This window comes from Pseudoalteromonas sp. P1-26, assembly GCF_001401795.1.
Lineage (GTDB): Bacteria > Pseudomonadota > Gammaproteobacteria > Enterobacterales > Alteromonadaceae > Pseudoalteromonas.
Window position 1 is genome coordinate 42,806 of record NZ_LKDX01000026.1, and the last position, 19,951, is coordinate 62,756.

General features: G+C 41.3%; 13 protein-coding genes and 3 tRNA genes. 6 read left to right on the forward strand and 10 right to left on the reverse strand.

The features are described 5' to 3' along the window. Positions 1 to 49: 49 nt before the first annotated feature. The 7 genes from AN394_RS13490 to nudE form a co-directional block, all read right to left on the reverse strand. Entirely contained in the window at positions 50 to 3,553 is a 3,504-nt protein-coding gene (locus AN394_RS13490) for a PKD domain-containing protein (RefSeq protein WP_152968933.1), read from the reverse strand. A 297-nt stretch (positions 3,554 to 3,850) separates the two neighbouring features. Then, on the reverse strand, positions 3,851 to 7,837 hold the full coding sequence (locus tag AN394_RS13495; RefSeq protein WP_055021753.1) for a two-component regulator propeller domain-containing protein: 3,987 nt from the start codon (positions 7,835 to 7,837) through the stop codon (positions 3,851 to 3,853). A gap of 514 nt (positions 7,838 to 8,351) precedes the next feature. Continuing rightward, a tRNA-Met gene (locus tag AN394_RS13500) sits at positions 8,352 to 8,428 on the reverse strand. A gap of 141 nt (positions 8,429 to 8,569) precedes the next feature. Then, positions 8,570 to 8,646 (reverse strand) — tRNA-Met (locus AN394_RS13505). A gap of 44 nt (positions 8,647 to 8,690) precedes the next feature. Further along, positions 8,691 to 8,767: transfer RNA gene (locus AN394_RS13510), tRNA-Met, on the reverse strand. Positions 8,768 to 9,007: 240 nt separating this feature from the next. After that, positions 9,008 to 9,805, reverse strand: coding sequence for a 3'(2'),5'-bisphosphate nucleotidase CysQ (gene cysQ / locus AN394_RS13515; RefSeq protein WP_055021754.1), 798 nt, complete (start codon positions 9,803 to 9,805; stop codon positions 9,008 to 9,010). After that, complete coding sequence (gene nudE / locus AN394_RS13520) at positions 9,798 to 10,370, reverse strand: ADP compounds hydrolase NudE (protein ID WP_200910014.1); 573 nt, start codon at positions 10,368 to 10,370, stop codon at positions 9,798 to 9,800. Before nudE ends, cysQ begins: the two co-directional genes overlap by 8 nt. Positions 10,371 to 10,431: 61 nt before the next feature. Between nudE and yrfG the strand changes: the two genes are divergently transcribed. Further along, complete coding sequence (gene yrfG / locus AN394_RS13525) at positions 10,432 to 11,088, forward strand: GMP/IMP nucleotidase (protein WP_055021756.1); 657 nt, start codon at positions 10,432 to 10,434, stop codon at positions 11,086 to 11,088. Here the strand turns inward: yrfG and AN394_RS13530 are convergent, their stop codons facing one another. Next, positions 11,089 to 11,709, reverse strand: a complete 621-nt coding sequence (locus tag AN394_RS13530; RefSeq protein ID WP_054563942.1) for a dUTP diphosphatase — start codon at positions 11,707 to 11,709, stop codon at positions 11,089 to 11,091. Between the two features lie 133 nt (positions 11,710 to 11,842). Here AN394_RS13530 and AN394_RS13535 point away from each other — a divergent pair, with 133 nt between their 5' ends. Beyond that, entirely contained in the window at positions 11,843 to 12,472 is a 630-nt protein-coding gene (locus AN394_RS13535; RefSeq protein WP_055021757.1) for a peroxiredoxin-like family protein, read from the forward strand. Between the two features lie 32 nt (positions 12,473 to 12,504). Here the strand turns inward: AN394_RS13535 and AN394_RS13540 are convergent, their stop codons facing one another. Both AN394_RS13540 and AN394_RS13545 read right to left on the reverse strand, forming a co-directional pair. Next, complete coding sequence (locus AN394_RS13540) at positions 12,505 to 12,873, reverse strand: YacL family protein (RefSeq protein WP_055021758.1); 369 nt, start codon at positions 12,871 to 12,873, stop codon at positions 12,505 to 12,507. Between the two features lie 121 nt (positions 12,874 to 12,994). Further along, positions 12,995 to 13,219, reverse strand: coding sequence for a hypothetical protein (locus AN394_RS13545; protein ID WP_054554878.1), 225 nt, complete (start codon positions 13,217 to 13,219; stop codon positions 12,995 to 12,997). A gap of 259 nt (positions 13,220 to 13,478) precedes the next feature. Between AN394_RS13545 and uvrD the strand changes: the two genes are divergently transcribed. The 4 genes from uvrD to AN394_RS13565 all read left to right on the forward strand — a co-directional run bounded on the left by uvrD (position 13,479) and on the right by AN394_RS13565 (position 19,694). Further along, entirely contained in the window at positions 13,479 to 15,644 is a 2,166-nt protein-coding gene (gene uvrD, locus AN394_RS13550) for a DNA helicase II (RefSeq protein ID WP_054563945.1), read from the forward strand. After that, positions 15,622 to 17,691 carry a GNAT family N-acetyltransferase gene (locus AN394_RS13555; RefSeq protein ID WP_055021759.1) on the forward strand — a complete coding sequence of 690 codons (2,070 nt, stop codon included), beginning with the start codon at positions 15,622 to 15,624 and terminating at the stop codon, positions 17,689 to 17,691. Before uvrD ends, AN394_RS13555 begins: the two co-directional genes overlap by 23 nt. Then, on the forward strand, positions 17,654 to 18,778 hold the full coding sequence (locus tag AN394_RS13560; RefSeq protein WP_152968934.1) for an ABC transporter substrate-binding protein: 1,125 nt from the start codon (positions 17,654 to 17,656) through the stop codon (positions 18,776 to 18,778). The genes AN394_RS13555 and AN394_RS13560 overlap by 38 nt, the downstream gene beginning before the upstream one ends. 67 nt (positions 18,779 to 18,845) lie before the next feature. Continuing rightward, positions 18,846 to 19,694: a CZB domain-containing protein gene (locus tag AN394_RS13565; protein WP_055021760.1), complete on the forward strand. Its 849-nt coding sequence runs from the start codon at positions 18,846 to 18,848 to the stop codon at positions 19,692 to 19,694. Positions 19,695 to 19,951: the final 257 nt, after the last annotated feature.

The window sequence follows — 19,951 nt, forward strand, 5'->3', positions numbered from 1 at the left end:
TAACTCCTCAAAAAAGCCCAGTAGCATTGCTGCTACTGGGCTCAGAAAATTACTGCTTAATTAAACTGCCCGATACAAAAGTGTGTAACTCGGGATCATCATTATCATCGTAGGTTTCAGGTACTTCGAAACCTAGCGTTGCTACACTAAAACCACCTTCAATGGTTGTCACGGGGGTCATAGTCACACCATAGCCATAATTTTGCGTAGCTGTTGGTTCGCTATACATCATCAACGACCCAAGATCTAATGCCCACTCTGCTGAGCGTACTTCACCATCTAACTCAAATGTTGCAGTACCATCATTACTTATAACGACATTAGAGGTTTCTAAACCACTGCCATCATCAGCCATAAAGGTAAATACATGTGAGCCAATAAGATCTGCTTCAGTGAAAGCTGCTTGATCAATAACTCGTGTAACGCGTTCGAAGAGGCCAAAATCATCGCCGTCTTTGAACTGTATAAAGTTACCTTGTGGCTTCACAATAAAGTAAGGGTCAGCAAATTCAATTGGGTCACCATAGGTTTTTACATAGAAATCAACCACTACCTTTTGAGTTTCTGCATCATAGGTGTAGTAACCACCTGATATACCTAACTCATCAAACTCAGTATCATGAGCAAGCTCTAAGAAAGTGCCATCCTCTTTAAATACAGCAATGAAGAAATCTCCATCGTAAGAGCCATATGTATAACCCCCTATTAGCGGGTTTGATTCACTGTAGATTCTACTTAGCGTAATAGTACCCTCACCTTCGATATCGAATGTCAGCGTATCTCCATCAACACTGGCAACAATACTGCCAGCATCATCTATACCGAAACTACCATTGGTATCTTCCGTAATAGTGACATCAAAAGCGCCTGTTGTTTCATCCCAAGTAAAGTCACCAATTTCAAAACCAGGGAATGCGGTGTCATCATCAGGGTCGTCCATTGCTTGAATTTGTAACCATTTTCCATCACGAATAATTACCGCGACATCAGGCTCATCAGCAAGCTGCCAAGCCCCATCCAATGGATGATCCGTTGCAGGACGCTCTACAACAACTTGCTCTTCAGCCATTGCCTTATCAAAGTACCACGCTTGTTTAGCATCTTCAGTACAACTACCTGCTTGCTCATACACGCAAATAGTTAAGAAGTTTCGATCAAAGTCACTCACTTCAGCCTTCATGCTATCAAATAGTAATTTCCCTGACGCTAAACTGTAGTCGTATTGATTGACCACTCCAAGGTAAGTGAAGGTGATTTGATGGCTATACTCAGCCGTCATCTCATCATAAATAGTCGCTATTTTAATGGTTTCTACACCTAGCTCTCTTGGTGAATAAAGTTCAATGTAGTTAGTTGTAATTGGGTAGCCATTATTATCAAAACTTGCGTTTTCTTCTAACCAATAGGGTGCGAATTTGGTTACCCCATACTCATCTGACACAGAGAAGTTACGCAGATGAGATGAATAATCTTCGACACGCTCCGAACCATCATAGTTAAAAAAGCGATATTTACGATACGTAAAGTTTTGACCATTGTTAGTGGCTAATAATCGCTGCGAGAACTCACTGTATACTTGGCAAACTTCCCCTTCAGGACAAATTGGCTGAACACCATTGCTCGTAAAATAGTTATATCTTAAGAACACTCCCTCACTGCTTACTTGCCAAGAACGAAAGTTTTGATTCAGGTTAAAGTTCATTAAACCATCATCATACACATCATAGTGGAGGTCTGTTTGAGGTGAGTTATAGCCTTGGTAAACAGTCCATTTACCCAATAGGTCTGACTTAGTAAATGAAAGCTGATTATCTCTCACCATTAAACCTGTGACTGTACGTGAGCTATCGTCCGCTTTAGCTTCGAGTGATGCCGCAAATTGATAACCCACTTGTACATTTTTAACGAGCCAAATAGCGATGTCATAACTAATAGTTTCTGCATTATTGCTTATAAGCAGTCGATTCCCATCAACTTGCCAAGTCACACTAACAGGCGCGTTATCGTTATCAATGAGCGTTCCTGTTCCACCAGAAAGTAACTCAACACTTACTGCACTACTATATCCACCAAACTCGCTTAGGTTATCAATAACCCAATTACCAATAAGTTCATCAGCTGTCACAGCAAGTGTTTGCTGTTGTTCAATAAGGGTGGCGTTATAGTTCGATTCTGTAGTTCTATATACAACATCTGAACTGGTTATGCGTGTTTCGCTTTTACGGAAAAACTCAACCGTTCTGTTTGCATCGTTTTCAAGAAGAATAGTTAGGTCTAACTCAACTAAGTACTCACAAACATCTAGCTGTTCATCGTTTCCATCAGTAACCACAAAGCAACTCATTAATGCTGGCTCAGCCAAAGTAATTGTGATGTCTTGCTCTTGTTGCGACCAACTAAAGTCAGTATCAACATCCAGTAAACTGACATACCCGGTACCATCATTATTAAACTCAAACTGCCCAACTGAAGTTCGATAATATTGTGGCTGCATTAATAAATAGTTGCCGGTCAGATTATTGATTGTTTGATCAACTAATTCATCATCATCTTTAATCTCTTCTTTTGTAGAGTCAATTAATCCTGGATCTTGGCTTTCAACTGTATTTATAAAGTCATCAATTTGTTCAGCGCTAGATATTAAATCAAGGGTCGAATCGACACCCTCAGGTAGTTCGTAGTCATCATTATCTACAATGATCTTGATTAACGCTGCAAGTAGCAGTTTTTCGTCAGCATCAACAGCGAGTAAAGCTTCATCTAATGCTTGTTCAGAATCGATGTTTGTACCGTCGCGGCTTAAAAGTGCAAACTCTGCAGTACTAACATTAGTAATGTTTACGCCAAAGTTTTCATCTTTGCTTAATGTGCCATCGGCTCCTGCTTGTGAAACAAGCGTTGCGATAGACTTCAGTTGGGATACAAATTCAACGCCCGGATCAATGGAGTTATTACCCAACGCCACCAGCTTAACCAGTTCATCAGCATCTGAGTCATCAACCTCAATGTTTACGCTATAGCGGCCTTGTGCATCAGCGGTAATCTCAAATTGTTCATCACCAATCTGCACCACAATACTTGAGTTGATAATCGGCTCATCGGTTACAATACCGGTGATCGTTACGCTGAGCACTTTACGTTTAAGCTCAATCGTTACTGTTGCTGTGGCGGTTGCACCATCATCATCGGTGACTGTCAGTGAAACAACGACATCTGCATCATCTTCGATTTCAGGCGCGGTGATCGTAAGTGTACTTGTATCGCTGCCGGTAAGTGTTAGATCTGGACCTGATGTTTGCTGCCATGCGTAACTTGCAATTGTGCCATCACTGTCTGTTGCCGTCGCTTGTAGGACTAAATCGCCACCTTCTGTTACGCTGCTATCACTACTAATAGATACCGTGGGATTTTTGTTTGTAGCGACGGGAGGGGTATCATCATCGTCATCACCACCTCCACCGCCTCCACCACAAGCGGTTAAAGCGACAAGACTTGTCGCTAGTAATAATTGTTTTAAATACTTTATGGAGTGAAAATTAGGGGGGCTCATCATGCTAATCCTTACATTGAGTACTGTATTTCCCTAAAAAGAGGCAACTGCATACACAGTTGCCATAACTCAAGGGAAGCAAAACCTATTTTGAACATGAAATAAAGGCGGGATCTCAGTGTCGTCCTTAACCATAATCTGAATTCAGTCATGTTTGCCCGTCAAATATGAACACCCGAGATCCCATCAAAGCGATTCATTTTTCGTTAAGGTTCAAGGGTAGATTAGTTACAAGAAATAAGTATGCTGAATGCCGACAAAAATGTACTCAAATACGACATTTCCTATATAAACAACATGTTATATGTAATGACATTGGTACTCTTTCGCTGTCATGCCATATTTTGCTTTAAAAAATTTAGAAAAATACGAGCGTGACGAAAAGCCCACATCATCTATTACTAAGCTTATTTGTCGCCCTTGTCTTAGTAATTCAGCTGCTTTACTCAGTCGATAATTACGCAAATATTCACTAGGAGTAATGTTTAATAGAACTTTTAACTTACGTTGTAATTGACGCTCACTAAGCGCTAATTCTTTCGCACAATTCACCATAGAGAAACCTTGTTGCTGGTAATGCTCAGCAACATACAACTCAAGCTTTTCAAGCAGCTGTTTGTCACGAGGATCAACCACAACCGGTTGCTTTGTCTCAACATGATCAGGTGCATCCATAGTTTGCTGTTGAGAATATAAATTGACCCAATGTATCCAATTCTCAACTTTTAAAAATAGCTCTTCTCTATCAAATGGTTTGGTGATCACATCTAGCGCATGCTGTTGCAAACTACTTACTCGGGTTTCATAGTCTCCCTTGGCGGTCAAAATAATCACCGGAATATGACAAGTAACGGGCGAATTATGTAATGAATCTAAAACAGTAAAGCCATCGACTTTTGGCATCATTAGATCAGTAATTATTAAATCTGGTACTTGGCTCAGCGCTATTTGCAAACCGATCTGACCATCTTCAGCTAATAATACTTGATAGCGGTGCTGTAACTCTGTTTTTAGGTAATGACGTAGCTCGTCATTATCTTCAATAATTAATACACTCGCTTTGTCATGACTCACTTTTGATTTTAGGCTTGTACTATCAACAGGAACTTGCTCTGCAAATTGTGCTGTTTTAAATGCGAGTTTAAAGTTGGTTCCTTCTCCTAAACGACTTGCCAACACAATATTGCCTTTGTATTTATCGACCAGACGTTTAACGATAGCTAAACCTACGCCACTACCTTCTACATTTGCATGACTACTTACTCTGTAGAAAGTATCAAACACCTTGTCTTTTTCAGCGTCTGCGATGCCTTTACCTGTGTCTGTTACTTCTATGTAGGCAAGCTCACCTGATGCGCTTACGATTAAGCTGACTTGGCCTTGCTGAGTATACTTAAAAGCATTGCTTAATAGATTAGTAAGAATTGTGATCACCCCTTCTCGGGTGCTTTCAATAAATACAGCCTCTTCAATATCAACCTTAAAGTCGATGGGCTTTTCACCTAACACAGCAAACTGCCCCGCGACCTCTCTGGCTATTGCCGATAATGATACAACTTTAATAATCTCTTCATGGCGCTCATCATAACGAGTCAGCGTTAACAGCTTATCGACCAAACTTTCTAAGCGCCGGCTATTACGCAATACCAAGTTCAGTTGCTCACGCTTTTCAGTATTTCGCTCATCTGCTATGAGCTTTTGCAACGGCGCAATCAACAAACTCAAAGGAGTACGTAATTCATGAGATGCATGTGTAAAAAAACGCACTTTATTTTCGAGTGAATCACTCAGAGCATCAGCTTGCTGTTCGATGAGTGTTTTTTGCTCTGCGATTTCATCGGTGCGTTCGCTAACAATTTGCTCCAGATAATATTTTTGTTTGCGTATACGGCGAGTCCAAAACACTGTGAATAACCACACCATCGCCAAAATCAGCATGGCTGCTAGCAGATAAAACTCACTGGTTTGCCACCAAGGCGCAAGAACCGTTATGTTTAACAGTAATGGGGTAAGCGCATTTGCCCCATTTTCACTACTAGCATTAACTTTCAACTGATATTTACCAGCAGGAAGATTAGTGTAATCAACTGATAAAAAAGCCCCTGTAGCTTTGCGCCATTGTTGTTCAAAGCCCGCTAACTGATAGGAATATTGGTTAGTCTGTGGCTCAGAGTAGTGTAGGTAACCAATCTGAAAATGAACCCGTTTAGTTCCCGCAGGAATAGTCACTGAACGGCTTTTTTCTATTTGGTATAAACTGCCTAAACGACTGACTCCTTGGTTTACCACATCCTCATCATCAAATTGCAAACTAGTAAGTGCTAATTGCCCACCAATAGTATTAACTTCAAGGTCAGCAGGGTTAATGACACTAACCCCTTGAGTGCCACCAAACATCAAGCGGCCATCACGGGTTTTTAAATAAGCACCGGCATTAAATTCATTACCTTGTAAGCCATGTCGAGCTTTATAATTTTTTATGCTCATGATTACAGGGTCTATTTTAGCGAGGCCGTTGTTGGTACTTAGCCATACCCTATCTTCATTGTCTTTTAGCAACGCATAAACGACTTGATTAGGAAGGCCTTGAGCGACATTAAGCTGATGAACTTGCTGGTTGCTCAAATCAATAATATTTAAGCCGTTCGATGTTGCGAGCCACATTTGCTGATCAATTTTTAAAAACGCTCGCACTGTATTATCAGATAAAGCCAAGTCTCCTTTGCGATAATTAGTGAGGGTATCGGTTGCTGCGTTGTAGTGATAAGCCCCATCACCATCTGTGCCTATCCACAGATCTGCTTGCGAGCTTTTGTATAAACTCGTCACCCGCGCCGTTGGAATTACAAGTTGTGTATTTGCTACAGGCTGTGCAAAACTAATAAATTTGCCGCGCTGCCTATCAAAGCAAAACAGCCCCCCTCCATTAGTGCCGACCCAAACATTATTTTTCTCATCGACTAAAAGGGCATATATACTGTTTTCAGTTAAGCCATGCTCGCCTTCATCTGCCCGAAAGTGACTGATGCTGCCATCGGTATGCAAAACATCAATCCCTTGCTGCCAGCTGCCAATCCATATATCGCCATTACGATCTTCGGCGATGGCTTTAATTGCATTGCTACTGATTGAATACGGTGAACTTTCGCTGGTTATGCGATCTAAACGATTTAATTGCTGATCAAGAATATCGATACCGCCACCCCAGCTGCCATACCAAATACGTTGCTTTGAGTCTTCAAATAACGCCCACGCATCGTTACTTGAAAGTGGCGTTGGCTTTTTTAACTTACTAAATTGCAATGATGCAGGGTCGAGCTTACTGATCCCATGTGCAGTACCAAACCACATAATGTCGCTACTGTCTCGGTAGATACTATATACCCGGTCATGAGCAAGACTATATTTATCAAACGGGTCATGCGCTAAAACGGTGAAGCTTGCATCAATAGGGTCGTAAACATTAATTCCGCCGCCTCGCGTTGCTAGCCAAACTCGGCCTTGGCTATCAAACTCAATATCACGAATTTCATTACTACTAAGCCCAGAATTATCATCATTAGAAGTTAACCACTGCGTTATTGTTTTGGTGCTTAGCTCAATCTTATACAAACCGCCGCCCTGACTTGCCAACCAAATACTGCCATCAGCGGCCTGTTTGATAGCGAAGATACTGCCATGAATATCTACAGGCTCAGCAAAGCCAGAAAAAACCGAATTGATTTGTTGATTATTAATAAGGTCATAATGAAGTAACCCAGCTCCATGCGTTCCTATCCAAAGTAAGTCAGCGATTTTTGATAGCGCATAAATAGGCTTTTTTAACCCTGTTATTAACGTTTCAAGTTGCTCCGTTCGCTTATCGTAACGAAACAGGCTGCCGTCGTAAGTGCCAATATAAACTTGCTGTTGCGCTACTAATAAGCTGGTTATTCGGCGCTCTTTTAAAAGCGGCTCAGAAAATTGATAATTATGTAATGCGAGTTGGTTTACACCACTATTTCGAGTACCTATAAACAGCTGTGATTCGCTATCAAGTGCCAACGGATAGATATAGTTATTCGCTAGGCTATTTTCCTTATCGGATGCTGTGAATACAGTAAACTCATTACCATCAAAACGGTTTAAACCTGCCTGTGTTGAAATCCAGATAAAGCCTTGCTGGTCTTGAACAATATCAAACACAACACTTTGCGATAGACCATCATCAATATCGTAGTTTTGAAATGCACACAAAGCTGAAGGTAAGAACAGAAGTGCTAACAGCGCTATTAAAAAACGGATCATCCCTAAATCTACACATTTATTATTAGTTATTAATCAAGCGTAGTTCAGTTCAGCTAACATTCATAATCATTTTCCAATTTAGGGATGAATAACTAGAATAGATATCAAGGGGTTGGATTTAGGTGTGAGTTAGCGGGGTAAAGGTGCTAGGTGCTAGGTCAAGCACAATCAGAAGAAAGGTTTAACATGAATTGTATTGGGTTTCGCTACGCTCAAACCAACCTACACAAAGAATGAACTGGGTGAACCCGAGTGAAAACACTGCACTAAACAACACTCTCATTCTACTTAAAACTTATAGCTTAAAGCTTCCAGCTTTTTCAGGCATAAAAAAACACGCTTTCGCGTGCCTACTTATCAAACTCATTTAATTTTAATCTTCAATTTCAGTTGGTTGCGGGAGCTGTGAATTTTGAGGGCGAACCGACGACCTTCGGGCTCTGAACCTGAATTTCAGGCATAAAAAAACACGCTTTCGCGTGCCTAGTATTACATATAAATTTTTAATTTCAGTTGGTTGCGGGAGCCGGATTTGAACCGACGACCTTCGGGTTATGAGCCCGACGAGCTACCAGGCTGCTCCATCCCGCGCCTGAAATTATTAAGTTTATTTTACTTCTTGCTTAATTTAAGAAGTCAGCCAATTCAGAGAATTGGTTGCGGGAGCTGTGAAGGTGAAGAGTGAACCGACGACCTTTAAAGTTCCAACAATATACCAATCTTTTAAAAGATTGGTTGCGGGAGCCGGATTTGAACCGACGACCTTCGGGTTATGAGCCCGACGAGCTACCAGGCTGCTCCATCCCGCGCCTGAATATTAAGTTTATTTTACTTCTCACTTAATTTAAGAAGTTGGTTGCGGGAGCCGGATTTGAACCGACGACCTTCGGGTTATGAGCCCGACGAGCTACCAGGCTGCTCCATCCCGCGCCTGTATGTTTAGAGTCCCAGAAGCCGGATTTAAACCGACGACCTTCGACTTCAGGTATTAGCGAGTCCGACGAATGATTTATCATTCTGCTCTATCCCGCCCCTGTAATCTCTAAGTAACATAAGCATGTTATTGCTGCCCTGTTTCAGAGAGAGCGCTATCATATAGCAATAAGATTAGAAATCAAGGGTTATAGTGACAAATTTAATTCAAGCGAACAAAAAGCACACAAAACACCGTTAGAATGCACGCTGATGAGGACTAATCATTTTTTGCCACTCCCAATCAGGGTGACCCATCACGATAAAATCAGGGTTTTCTGTGCTTTCTCGTTGATTGTAAGTTAACGGGTTGAACTCGGCATCTGTAATACAGCCACCAGCTTCTTCGACAATCACTTGTGACGCACCAGTATCCCACTCACCCGTTGGCCCGATACGTAAAAAGCAGTCCGCTTTACCCTCAGCGATAATACACGCTTTTAATGAACATGAGCCTAATGCCACCGTCGCAAACTGAGTATTTAAATACTGGCTGACCGCTTCAATTTTTTGTCTGCGGCTTACAGCTAAGGTTAAATTATCCGGCGTTGCTACCGAAATTTGCTGATCTTGGCCATTTTCACGTTTAAATGCGCCATTTTGATAACTAGCAAAATAAGTCACTTGTTTCGCTGGCCAATGGATAACACCCAGTACTGGGCGATTATTTTCAACTAAAGCGATATTAACTGCAAAATCACCGCTTTCTAGAATAAACTCCCCTGTACCATCCATAGGATCAAGCAGCCAATAACGGTGCCAATCTTTTCTGTCTGCCAGCGCCGGAATAGGTGTTTCTTCTGACATAATTGGAATATCAGGGGCTATGGCTTTCAAACCAGCCATTAATACATCGTTCGATGCTAAGTCAGCCTTGGTGACCGGAGTATGATCTGACTTTTGCTCAGCACCAATATCATCCTGCTGATAAATGGCCATAATGGCATCGCCTGCTTGCTCAGCTAACCGAATACACGGTTCTAAAAAATCATTCATTGCCCGCTCCCGACTCTAAGTACTTTGTTAATAATAGCAAAGCTGCGACACTTCGTGCTTCAGTAAAGTCTTCTTGTTGCAATAATGATTGCCAATCACTTATTGGCCATTTTACCACGACAAGCGGTTCAGGCTCATCACCGGGTAAGGTTTCAGGGTAGAGGTCTTCAGCATACAAAATATGCATAGTGGCATTAAAGTAACTCGGCGCCATGCTGACTTTTTTAAGTTCAGCAAAATGTTTAGCACCAAAACCAACTTCTTCTTTAAGCTCACGGTCTGCAGCTTGCTGTGGGGTTTCGCCTGGGTCAATTAAGCCCTTTGGAAAACCCAACTGATAATCATTGATGCCTGCACAATATTCTCGCACTAATAACAGTTCGTTATCGGCCGTTACTGGCACAATCATAACTGCCCCTCTGCCACCGCCACGAATTCTTTCGTATTGCCTTTGCTCATCATTTGAGAACTTCAATTCGAGAGATTCAACAGTAAATAGTCGACTTTTAGCGACAACTTCATTAGACAAAATTTGCGGTGGTGTAGGATGCTTTTTCTGTGTCATTGGCATTAATTTGCTATCATGGCAGTTATGCTCATCATAAATCTTTTAAAGTGAATTGCCTATGTTAAATTGGTCAAAAATCGATACTGTGTTGTTAGATATGGATGGCACCCTACTCGATTTGCATTACGATAATTACTTTTGGCTAACTGTTATTCCCGAGCAATATGCGCGTAAACATAAAATCAGCTTAGACGAAGCAAAAGCTGACATTTTACATCGTTATCAACAAGTTCACGGACAAATTAATTGGTACTGCTTAGATTATTGGCAACAACAACTTGATTTACCAATTATGGCGCTAAAACGTGACATACAACATTTAATCAGAATTCGTGAAGATGTTCCGCCGTTTTTAACTGAGCTTAGAAAAGCAGGCAAGCAATTGATCATGCTTACTAACGCACACCCAGATTGTGCCATGTTAAAGTTTGAACACACTGCTATCGATAATTACTTAGATGGGGTTATCTCAACTCATCAATATGGCGTGAGTAAAGAGCATCAACCATTATGGCAACAAGTACATCAAGAATGGCAGTTTGATAAGGAACGGACTTTATTTGTGGACGACAGCCTTGCCGTGCTAGATGCAGCAAAAGAGTTTGGTATTGGTCATATACTTGCGGTTGCCAACCCTGATAGTCAGCAACCGCATAAGCAGTTCGATGGCTTTTTATCAACCATCGATTTTCGCGAGCTTATACCCGTTGAATGATTACTTCGGGTAACGCTGCTCTAAGCCTTGATATACAAGTTTTGCAAAATCTGCATGCTCTGTATCTAGGCTTTTTACCACTTCAACTAAGTGCTCGTTATCTTCTTGGCCATTCCACACCTTGATATAGCTACCGTCTTTGTAGCCATGATCTTGGCGGAAGAAATTCAAGGTGTTTTTACCAACGTAGCCACGGTATAAATCATCGATATCCATACCGATTTGCGCCATACAACCAGCAAATGCAGCTGCATTAAAACTCTTTTCAGCGACTGCTGAGGCGGCTAATAATTCGAGTGTTTGTTTAAAGTCATCGGCTTTAACTGGTGCACTTAACTCAGCTTCAAGTTGCGCAGCTAAATGCTCATAGCTGGTTTCACCATCAATGCGTAAAGATAAACCAAAATGGAAAATATCAACTAACTCTAAAATAACTTGTTCTGTATCTGGGGTTTGTTTCTTCCACCACTTCCAACCGTAGTGGTCAAGCATTTCAGCACACTCAACCCAAATTGCACGATACCATTCAAAACCTTGGCTAAACCATTGCTCATGAACTTTGGTATTCATCGCATTTTGCATCTCGAGCATAACAACGAGTTTTTGTAAATTAGCAGACATTCTTTATCCCAACTTGCATTTTTTATTTGCCTATATACTACAGTTAAATTTGAGTTTGATGTAGGTAAAGATGAAATAAATCCCGCAACAATCAGGTCATCTTTGCAGTTGATAAAAATAACCGAGGAAGCCCATGTTTAAATCTCTATTCATTAGTGCACTGTTTGTACTATCAAGCCACGTTATCGCTGCAACTGCGACCAATATTGCAGAATCAGCAGAGCAAGTTAGTCCGTTATTACCTGGCTTAACGGTGCCAAATGTTGAATTGAAAGACCAATACGGTAAAACCGTCTCGCTAGCTGAGCGCTTTAAAGAAAAAACTACCGTGCTGATTGTTTATCGTGGTGGCTGGTGCCCATATTGTTCAAAACAATTGGCCAGCGTGCAAAAAATTGAGAAAGAATTAGCAAGCTTAGACGCGCAACTAATTGCCGTTTCACCAGATAGCCCTGAAAAACTCGCTGAAACAAAAATTACAGCTCCTAGCTATCAATTGCTTTCTGACGACAGCCTTACTTTGGCGCAAACGTTAGGTTTAGCATTTTATTTAGATGACAAAACAGCAAAGATTTACCGCAATAAGCTTGGGGTTAACTTTGTCTCGTTAGAAGGTGAGCCGAAAGTAGCACTGCCTGTACCAGCAGTATTCGTGATAGATACAAATGGGTTAGTTCATTTTCAATACGCCAACCCAAATTACAAAGTACGCTTAACAGAAGATTTATTACTAGCTGCTGTTAAATCAGTGAGTGAGCAATAAATTAGCTACCGATAAGCAGAACATGAGTCTGCTTATCGGCCTTGTGTAAATTCTTGCCAAGATTCAATTAAATCAACAAAATCTTCAAAGCCACAGCCACTGCACAGGCCTTCTTCTTCAAGCATTAAATCATCATCTTGGTAGGCAACTAAGTCTTCGTTATCTTGATGTAATGCATGTGCTTCGAACAGCGCTTCGTCTTTATTTAAGATCAAATCAATTTCTTGACCTTGTAAAGTTAAAGACTCATGACTGTTCTTAACAGCAGAGATCAACGCTTGCACCATCGCAATTTTTTCTTTTCCGACTTCTTCGTTTAGCCAACGGCCTATGATGGCGTGTTCAGAGGAAATTTTAATGCGTAAACCGCTAATAGGGTCGCGGATAAATTGATATTCCATGGAGGGTACTCTTAATACGTTATCTGCTAATTATACCGTTTGCAGCTAAACGTGGCGAGTTTAGTCGCCTTAAAACAACTCGAGCGCCTAAGTGGCGCTCGTGTTTGTGCTAATTAAATAGCTAGAGTCGCGACTTGAAGCGTGCAGCATCAATAATCGCCCATAGGTATACGATTGGCAGTAGAATAAAACCAACTGCCACATAAATTAGTGCACCACTAATAACCCATGCTAAAAAGAATGCAATAGCCGCCATTAAACGACCTTGTACCAATTGTCCTAAACCAGGAAAAAAGATATTACATATTGCTGCGATTACATTACCGCCAGAACCTTGCTCTGCCATACTAACCTCTGTAGTTTTTAATGATTATACTTTTTATAATCACACTTTATGCCAACTTATTATGACTTACAAATCAAAGTGTTAAAAAGTAGCGTTATTTTGATTTTAGTTCTTTTTGCTAAAAATCGGTCAAATTCACAATTTTTATACTGCAATTTTAATAACTTGCCAAAATAGCTGTTTATAAAAACAGTATTTTATTTAGCCTTGCATAAACACCTGTTATACTCCACCCATTATAGATTGAAAAGGCGTAACGATGGACGTTTCTGAATTACTCGATGGCTTAAATGACAAACAACGGGATGCTGTCGCAGCCCCATTGCAAAATATGCTGGTACTTGCAGGTGCAGGTTCTGGTAAAACTCGAGTACTTGTTCATCGCATCGCATGGCTCATGCAAGTTGAGCAAGCTTCTGCATACAGCATCTTTGCGGTAACCTTCACTAACAAAGCCGCGAAAGAAATGCGTACCCGTGTAGAAGAAACGTTAAAAGCACCGGTTGGTGGTATGTGGATTGGCACTTTCCACGGCTTATCTCATCGTATTTTACGCGCCCATCACCGTGAAGCGAACTTGCCTGAAAGCTTTCAAATCTTAGATTCTGACGATCAACAACGCATGATAAAACGCTTACTTAAAGCGATGAACATCGATGATAAAAAGTGGCCAGCAAAACAATTTGGTTGGTATATCAGCGCGAAAAAAGATGAAGGTCTGCGCCCTAAAGACATTCAAGCCTACGATATTAATGAGCAAATGATGCTGAAAGTCTATGCTGCATATCAAGAGGCTTGTGACCGTGCAGGTTTAGTCGACTTTGCAGAAATACTGCTGCGCTGCTACGAAGTACTTAAGAATCACCCAACACTTTTACGTCACTATCAACAGCGTTTTGCCCACATGCTGGTAGACGAGTTCCAGGATACCAACACTATTCAATATGCTTGGTTAAAATTACTCGCAGGTAACACCAACAGTATTATGATCGTAGGTGATGATGACCAAAGTATCTATGGCTGGCGTGGCGCAAAAATTGAGAATATCAAACGCTTTTTAACTGACTTCGAAGCCGAAACTATTCGCCTTGAACAAAATTACCGTTCAACGGCAACAATCTTAAAAGCATCAAATGCACTGATCAAAAACAATGCTGAACGCATGGGTAAAAGCCTTTGGACAGACGGCAATGATGGTGAGCCTATTTCTGTTTACGCTGCGTTTAATGAATTAGACGAAGCACGCTTTGTCAGCAGCAAACTACGTAGCTGGCTAAATGCAGGTAATGCATTACAAGACGCCGCGATTTTATACCGTAACAACGCGCAATCTCGTGTACTCGAAGAAGCAATGCTACAAGAAGGTTTAAAATACCGCATTTACGGCGGTATGCGCTTCTTCGAACGTCAAGAGATCAAAGATGCGCTTTCATATTTACGTTTAGTGGGTAACCGTCAAGATGATGCTGCTTTCGAGCGCGTTATTAACACCCCTGCCCGCGGCATTGGTGATAAAACGCTAAGTCATATCCGTGATTGCGCGCGCAATGAGTCATTGCCACTTTGGTATGCCGCAAAAGCAATTGTAGAGCAACAACACCTATCTGGCCGTGCAGCAAGTGCCGTCACTAAATTCTTAGAACTTGTTGAGCATATCGAAGATAAAATCAGCGATCTCACCTTAGAAGAGCAAGCGAAATATGCCATTCAAACCTCAGGGTTAATGGCAATGTATCAAGCTGAAAAAGGTGAAAAAGGCCGTGCCCGCGTAGAAAACTTAGAAGAGCTTATTAGTGCTTGTGGTCAATACGAACTTCCTGAAGATGAAGAGTTCAGCTCACCACTACAGGGATTTTTGGCTTATACCTCACTAGAGTCTGGCGAAGGTCAAGCTGATGAGCACGAAGACGCGGTGCAAATGATGACACTACACTCAGCAAAAGGCCTAGAATTCCCATTGGTATTTATGGTTGGTGTTGAAGAGGGCATGTTCCCATCACAACAAAGTAATGAAGAGTCTGGTCGTTTAGAAGAAGAACGCCGCCTCTGCTATGTTGGTATGACTCGCGCGATGGAAAAACTATATATTAGCCATGCAGAAAGTCGCCGTTTATACGGACAAGAAAAATACCATAGCCCATCACGCTTTTTACGTGAAATGCCTGAAGACTGTATCGAAGAAATCCGAATTAAAACACAGGTTTCAAGACCGCCTGCGGCAGGTCGTTTTAGCCCATCAGTAACACATGCCGCATTTGAAGATAGCGGCTTTAACTTAGGGCAACGCGTATTACACGCCAAATTCGGCGCAGGAACCGTACTCAATTACGAAGGTAGCGGCGCACAGTCACGTATTCAAGTGAACTTTGATGACCTAGGCAGCAAATGGCTTGTAACACAGTATGCAAGACTTCAAGCCTTATAATGAGTACTTAACAGCACTGTGTAATGAGCTGGTGATTGCAAAGCATCGCCAGCTTGTCATTGTGCAAGGCAGCGAAACTTGGTGCTACCAGTTTGCAAACCAATTAGCGCTCAAAAATACCTATGTTTTCAGTAGCAGCTCATTATTAGCAAATAGTGAGTTTCCAAAACATGCTCACCAAATTCTTGGCCAAGAGTTTCAACACGCAATTTTTGATGGTTTTAGCGGCTTATATGCCGATAAACTCGCAGCGCTTGCAGGTACTGTAAAAGCAGGTGGTGTACTGATAATGTTGCTGCCCGATGACCGCAAGTGGCAAGACCCTGCACTCACAAGTATTACCTCTTATGGCCAAGTGATTAAACACAGCTTTTTTAATCAGCGTTTATTCTCCAAGCTAAAGTTGCAGCCACATTATTTTACTGAACACTCGCTCCCTGCTTACCAATCAGTATCGCCAGCAACTGCTGAGATAAATTATCAGCAACAACAAGCATGTGTTGAGCAAATTATTAAAACCGCAACAGGGCGCGCTAATCGCCCTTTTGTGATCAGTGCGGACCGAGGTCGTGGTAAGTCAGCTGCTTTAGGGATTGCAGCAGCAAGTCTTCAAGATAAAAAAATCCTTATTTGTGCCACGCAAGCCAAAGCCGTACAAACAAGTTTTAAGCATTTAGCTGCTGAGCTTGGTGTTAGCAAAGAGCAAAACTTTAAACAACTAGCTAATCTTAGCTATATTGCGCCAGATACACTGCTAAACGAAAAACCTGACTGCGATCTGTTATTTGTCGACGAAGCAGCGGCGATTCCGGTTCCTATGCTATTGCAGATCCTAAAAAGTTATCCACGAATCGTATTTGCTAGCACTATGGTTGGTTATGAAGGAAATGGGCGTGGTTACACGTTACGCTTTTTACATTACTTACGTAGCCAATATAAATCGCTAAAGGCAGTTACTCTGGATGAACCTATTCGTTTTGCTAAACATGACCCCCTCGAAAATAGCCTACGCGAACTATTACTACTCGATGCAAAGTACCTAGATACGCAGAGTGGTAAGTCTTACCAATTTGAAAATATAAGCAAAGATCAACTCGTTGAAGATGAGCAGCTGCTTAGCCAAATTATGGCGCTACTGGCGCTGGCTCATTACCAAACCACAGTAAATGACTTACGCCAATTGCTTGATGCCCCAGAGTTACAGCTATCGATCTGCAAACAAGAAAATGCATTAAAAGCCGTTTGCTTAATTGCTATTGAGGGTGGCTTAACGCCTGAGATTGCTGAGCAAGTTATAAAAGGAAAGCGCAGGCCTCATGGTCATTTAATGGCGCAAACTCTGACTCAATTGAGCCGAAATACAGAAGACTTGTGTAAACGCTCAGCGAGAGTTGTGAGAATAGCTGTTGCACCTGAATGTCATCAACAAGGTATTGGCTCAGCCCTGTTAAACTACTGCGAAAGCCAATTAAATAATTGCAGTTATTTTGGTGCCAGTTTTGGCGCAAATGCAGCGTTAGTTAAGTTTTGGCAAAGTAATGGCTTTAATATTGTTAAGCTTGGATTTAGTCATGACAAAGCAACGGCTGAACATGCTGCTTTAGTGATTAAAGCGTTAGATAAGCAAACGACTGATAGCGCAGCACTCTTAATAGAAGAGTTTAAACAAGACCTGTCTTTGCAACTCCTTGGTCACTTTAGCTCACTTCCTTGGCAGCTTATTGCAGAGCTATTCAAACGCTTACCAAAAAGTGACCTATCTTCTGCCTTAGATGCAAGAGCTGAGCGGCTGTTAACCGGTGATATTAACCTCTTCCAAGTGCAGCCATTGCTATGGCAAATGATTTGGAGCACACCAATTAGTCTAAATTTATTAGATGAACATACAAAATTCATCCTTATTCGACTAGTATTACAGCAAACCTCTGTAAATAGCTTGATCGAAGAAGCCGGTTTTACAGGTAAAAAAGACTTAGACTCACAGTTCAAAACCGCAGTGCAAGGTTGGTATGCTCACTATAAATCACTTCAAAATAACAGCTATTAAGTGTTTAAGTATTTGTACCTTGCTGCTATCTCAGATAGCTTTAGCTGAACACTCACAGCCTACCATTAAACTCGGAATGTCCACTGCGCTCACAGGACCTGCAAAGCAAATAGGCGAACAACTGGCGCTTGGCAGTAATATTTACTTTAATAAAATCAACAAAGAAAACGGTGTTAACGGCCAAAGTATCGACCTGATATTAGCTGATGATGGCTACGAGCCAAAAAATACCGTAGTGAATACCCGCGAGTTTTTATTTGACCAAAAAATCCATGCGATTTTTGGCTCTATGGGCACACCAACAGCCCATGCAATTAAGCCCCTGCTAGATAGACACCGTATTCCATTTCTCATGCCATTTACAGGCGCTGACTTTTTACATAACAGCTCAATGCCAAATGTATTTAATCTTCGTGCGAGCTACCAAGATGAAGCCATAGAGCAAATTAACTACCTAGTTAAAGAGCGTAAGCATGAAAAAATTGGTTTAATGATCCAAGCCGATGAGTTTGGTTATATGGTAGAGAGCAATCTCGTTAACGCCCTAAAAATACATGGTATTAAACCTGTAGAAGTCACGCGATTTAAGCGCAATAGTGATGATATTTCAAAAGCTTTAGCGCTTCTAAAAGAAAGTAATGCAACCGCAATTTGTTTAGTCGGTACCTACAAGCCTCTCGCTGAATTTGTTAACGCTGCAAACAAACAAAGCTTCAACCCAGACTATACTTCGGTGTCTTTTGTATCGAGTCATGATTTATATCAGCGAATTAAGCAGCCCGCCAACATTATGGTCACTGAAGTGGTTCCCGACCCTAATAACTGTAAAAACCCTTGGTGTAAGCAGTTTATTGAAGATATCGAGCCTTATCACACGAGTGCGAATAGAATTATATTTGAAGGTTATTTGAATGCCGTTGCATTGGTTAGCGCTGCCCAAAAATGTCCAACGCCTCTAAACAATCAATGTCTGCTGACTGAGCTAAATCGTCTATTTACTGACACATCAGATTTCGCTGATCTATTTAACACTCACACTGCGGGAAATAACAAAAAAATCTACCGCTCATATTTTAAAAGTAATTAGGTTAAACTACGACTAAATTACAATAATGTTCTATGCTATAGAGACTTAACAAGGCTTTGAGGGAAATATGGATCTGATTAATTTTCGAGTTGGCCAAAAGACCATTTCACTAAAAATTCTCGATATTCTTCTAACTGAGCGTTACGAAGGAAACTTAACGTCGTTGCCAAATGAAAATAAAAGCTTCATTGGAGTTAAAGATTATATGGAAACTCCAACGCCTATCTTTGATTTAGGAATTGTATTAAACAACCACTCAACCAAAGAAACCAATGCCGAATTATCTGATCTTTTAGTCGAAAGAGAGAAAGACCATTTAGATTGGCTAGATGCCTTAGAAAATAGTTTAGTGACAGGTACGCCTTTTACAAAAGCCACAGATCCAGACAAATGTGCATTCGGTCGTTGGTATAACAACTTTGAAACCGATAACGAAGACTTACAAAGTATCTTAGCCAAGTTTGATAAGCCACACCGTGAATTACATGCTATGGCCGGTGAGTTATTAGAATTGCAAAAAAGCCAACCTCACGACAAGGTGATTAGCCTATTTGCAGAGAAAAAGCGCCAAACATTCAACCAGCTTATTAGATTGTTTGAATCGGCACGTGAGCAGATCATTCTTGATTACAAGCCAATCATCATCTTCACCACAAAAGACGGTGTAACACCTCATATAGGCCTTCTAGTCGACAAAGTAGAAGACAACATCAACGTAAAAAAAGAAGACATCAAACCGTTAGACCAACTTACCTCGGTTGGTTTTGATGTTGATCCGCAAACTAAAAACATGATGCGCGGATTAATCAAAATGAAGCATAAACACAGCTTATTATTAGACCCAAGTGCCATCTTCCGCCCAGAGCACCTCATGCGCCACGAAGCAGAAGAAACCGAAGAGTATGGGCTTTTTTAGTCGCTAGTTAGCGAGTTAGAAAGAGTAAAGTTAGTGAGGGAAAAGTTGAAAGGCCTGGCGTAGTTTGGGTAGAGCGAAGCGAAACCCAACACATCACAGAGCTATCAGCTTTCAGCGTTCAGCCGCGCGGTGTGGGTGTTTGGTGCTGCGTCTTCATCTACCGAAGGCTCTAGGTTCTAGGTTCTAGGTTCTAGGTTCTAGGCAAAGTGTACTTGTTGGAATGGCTTTAGCCATGAATGTGTTTGTTATGGTCTGAA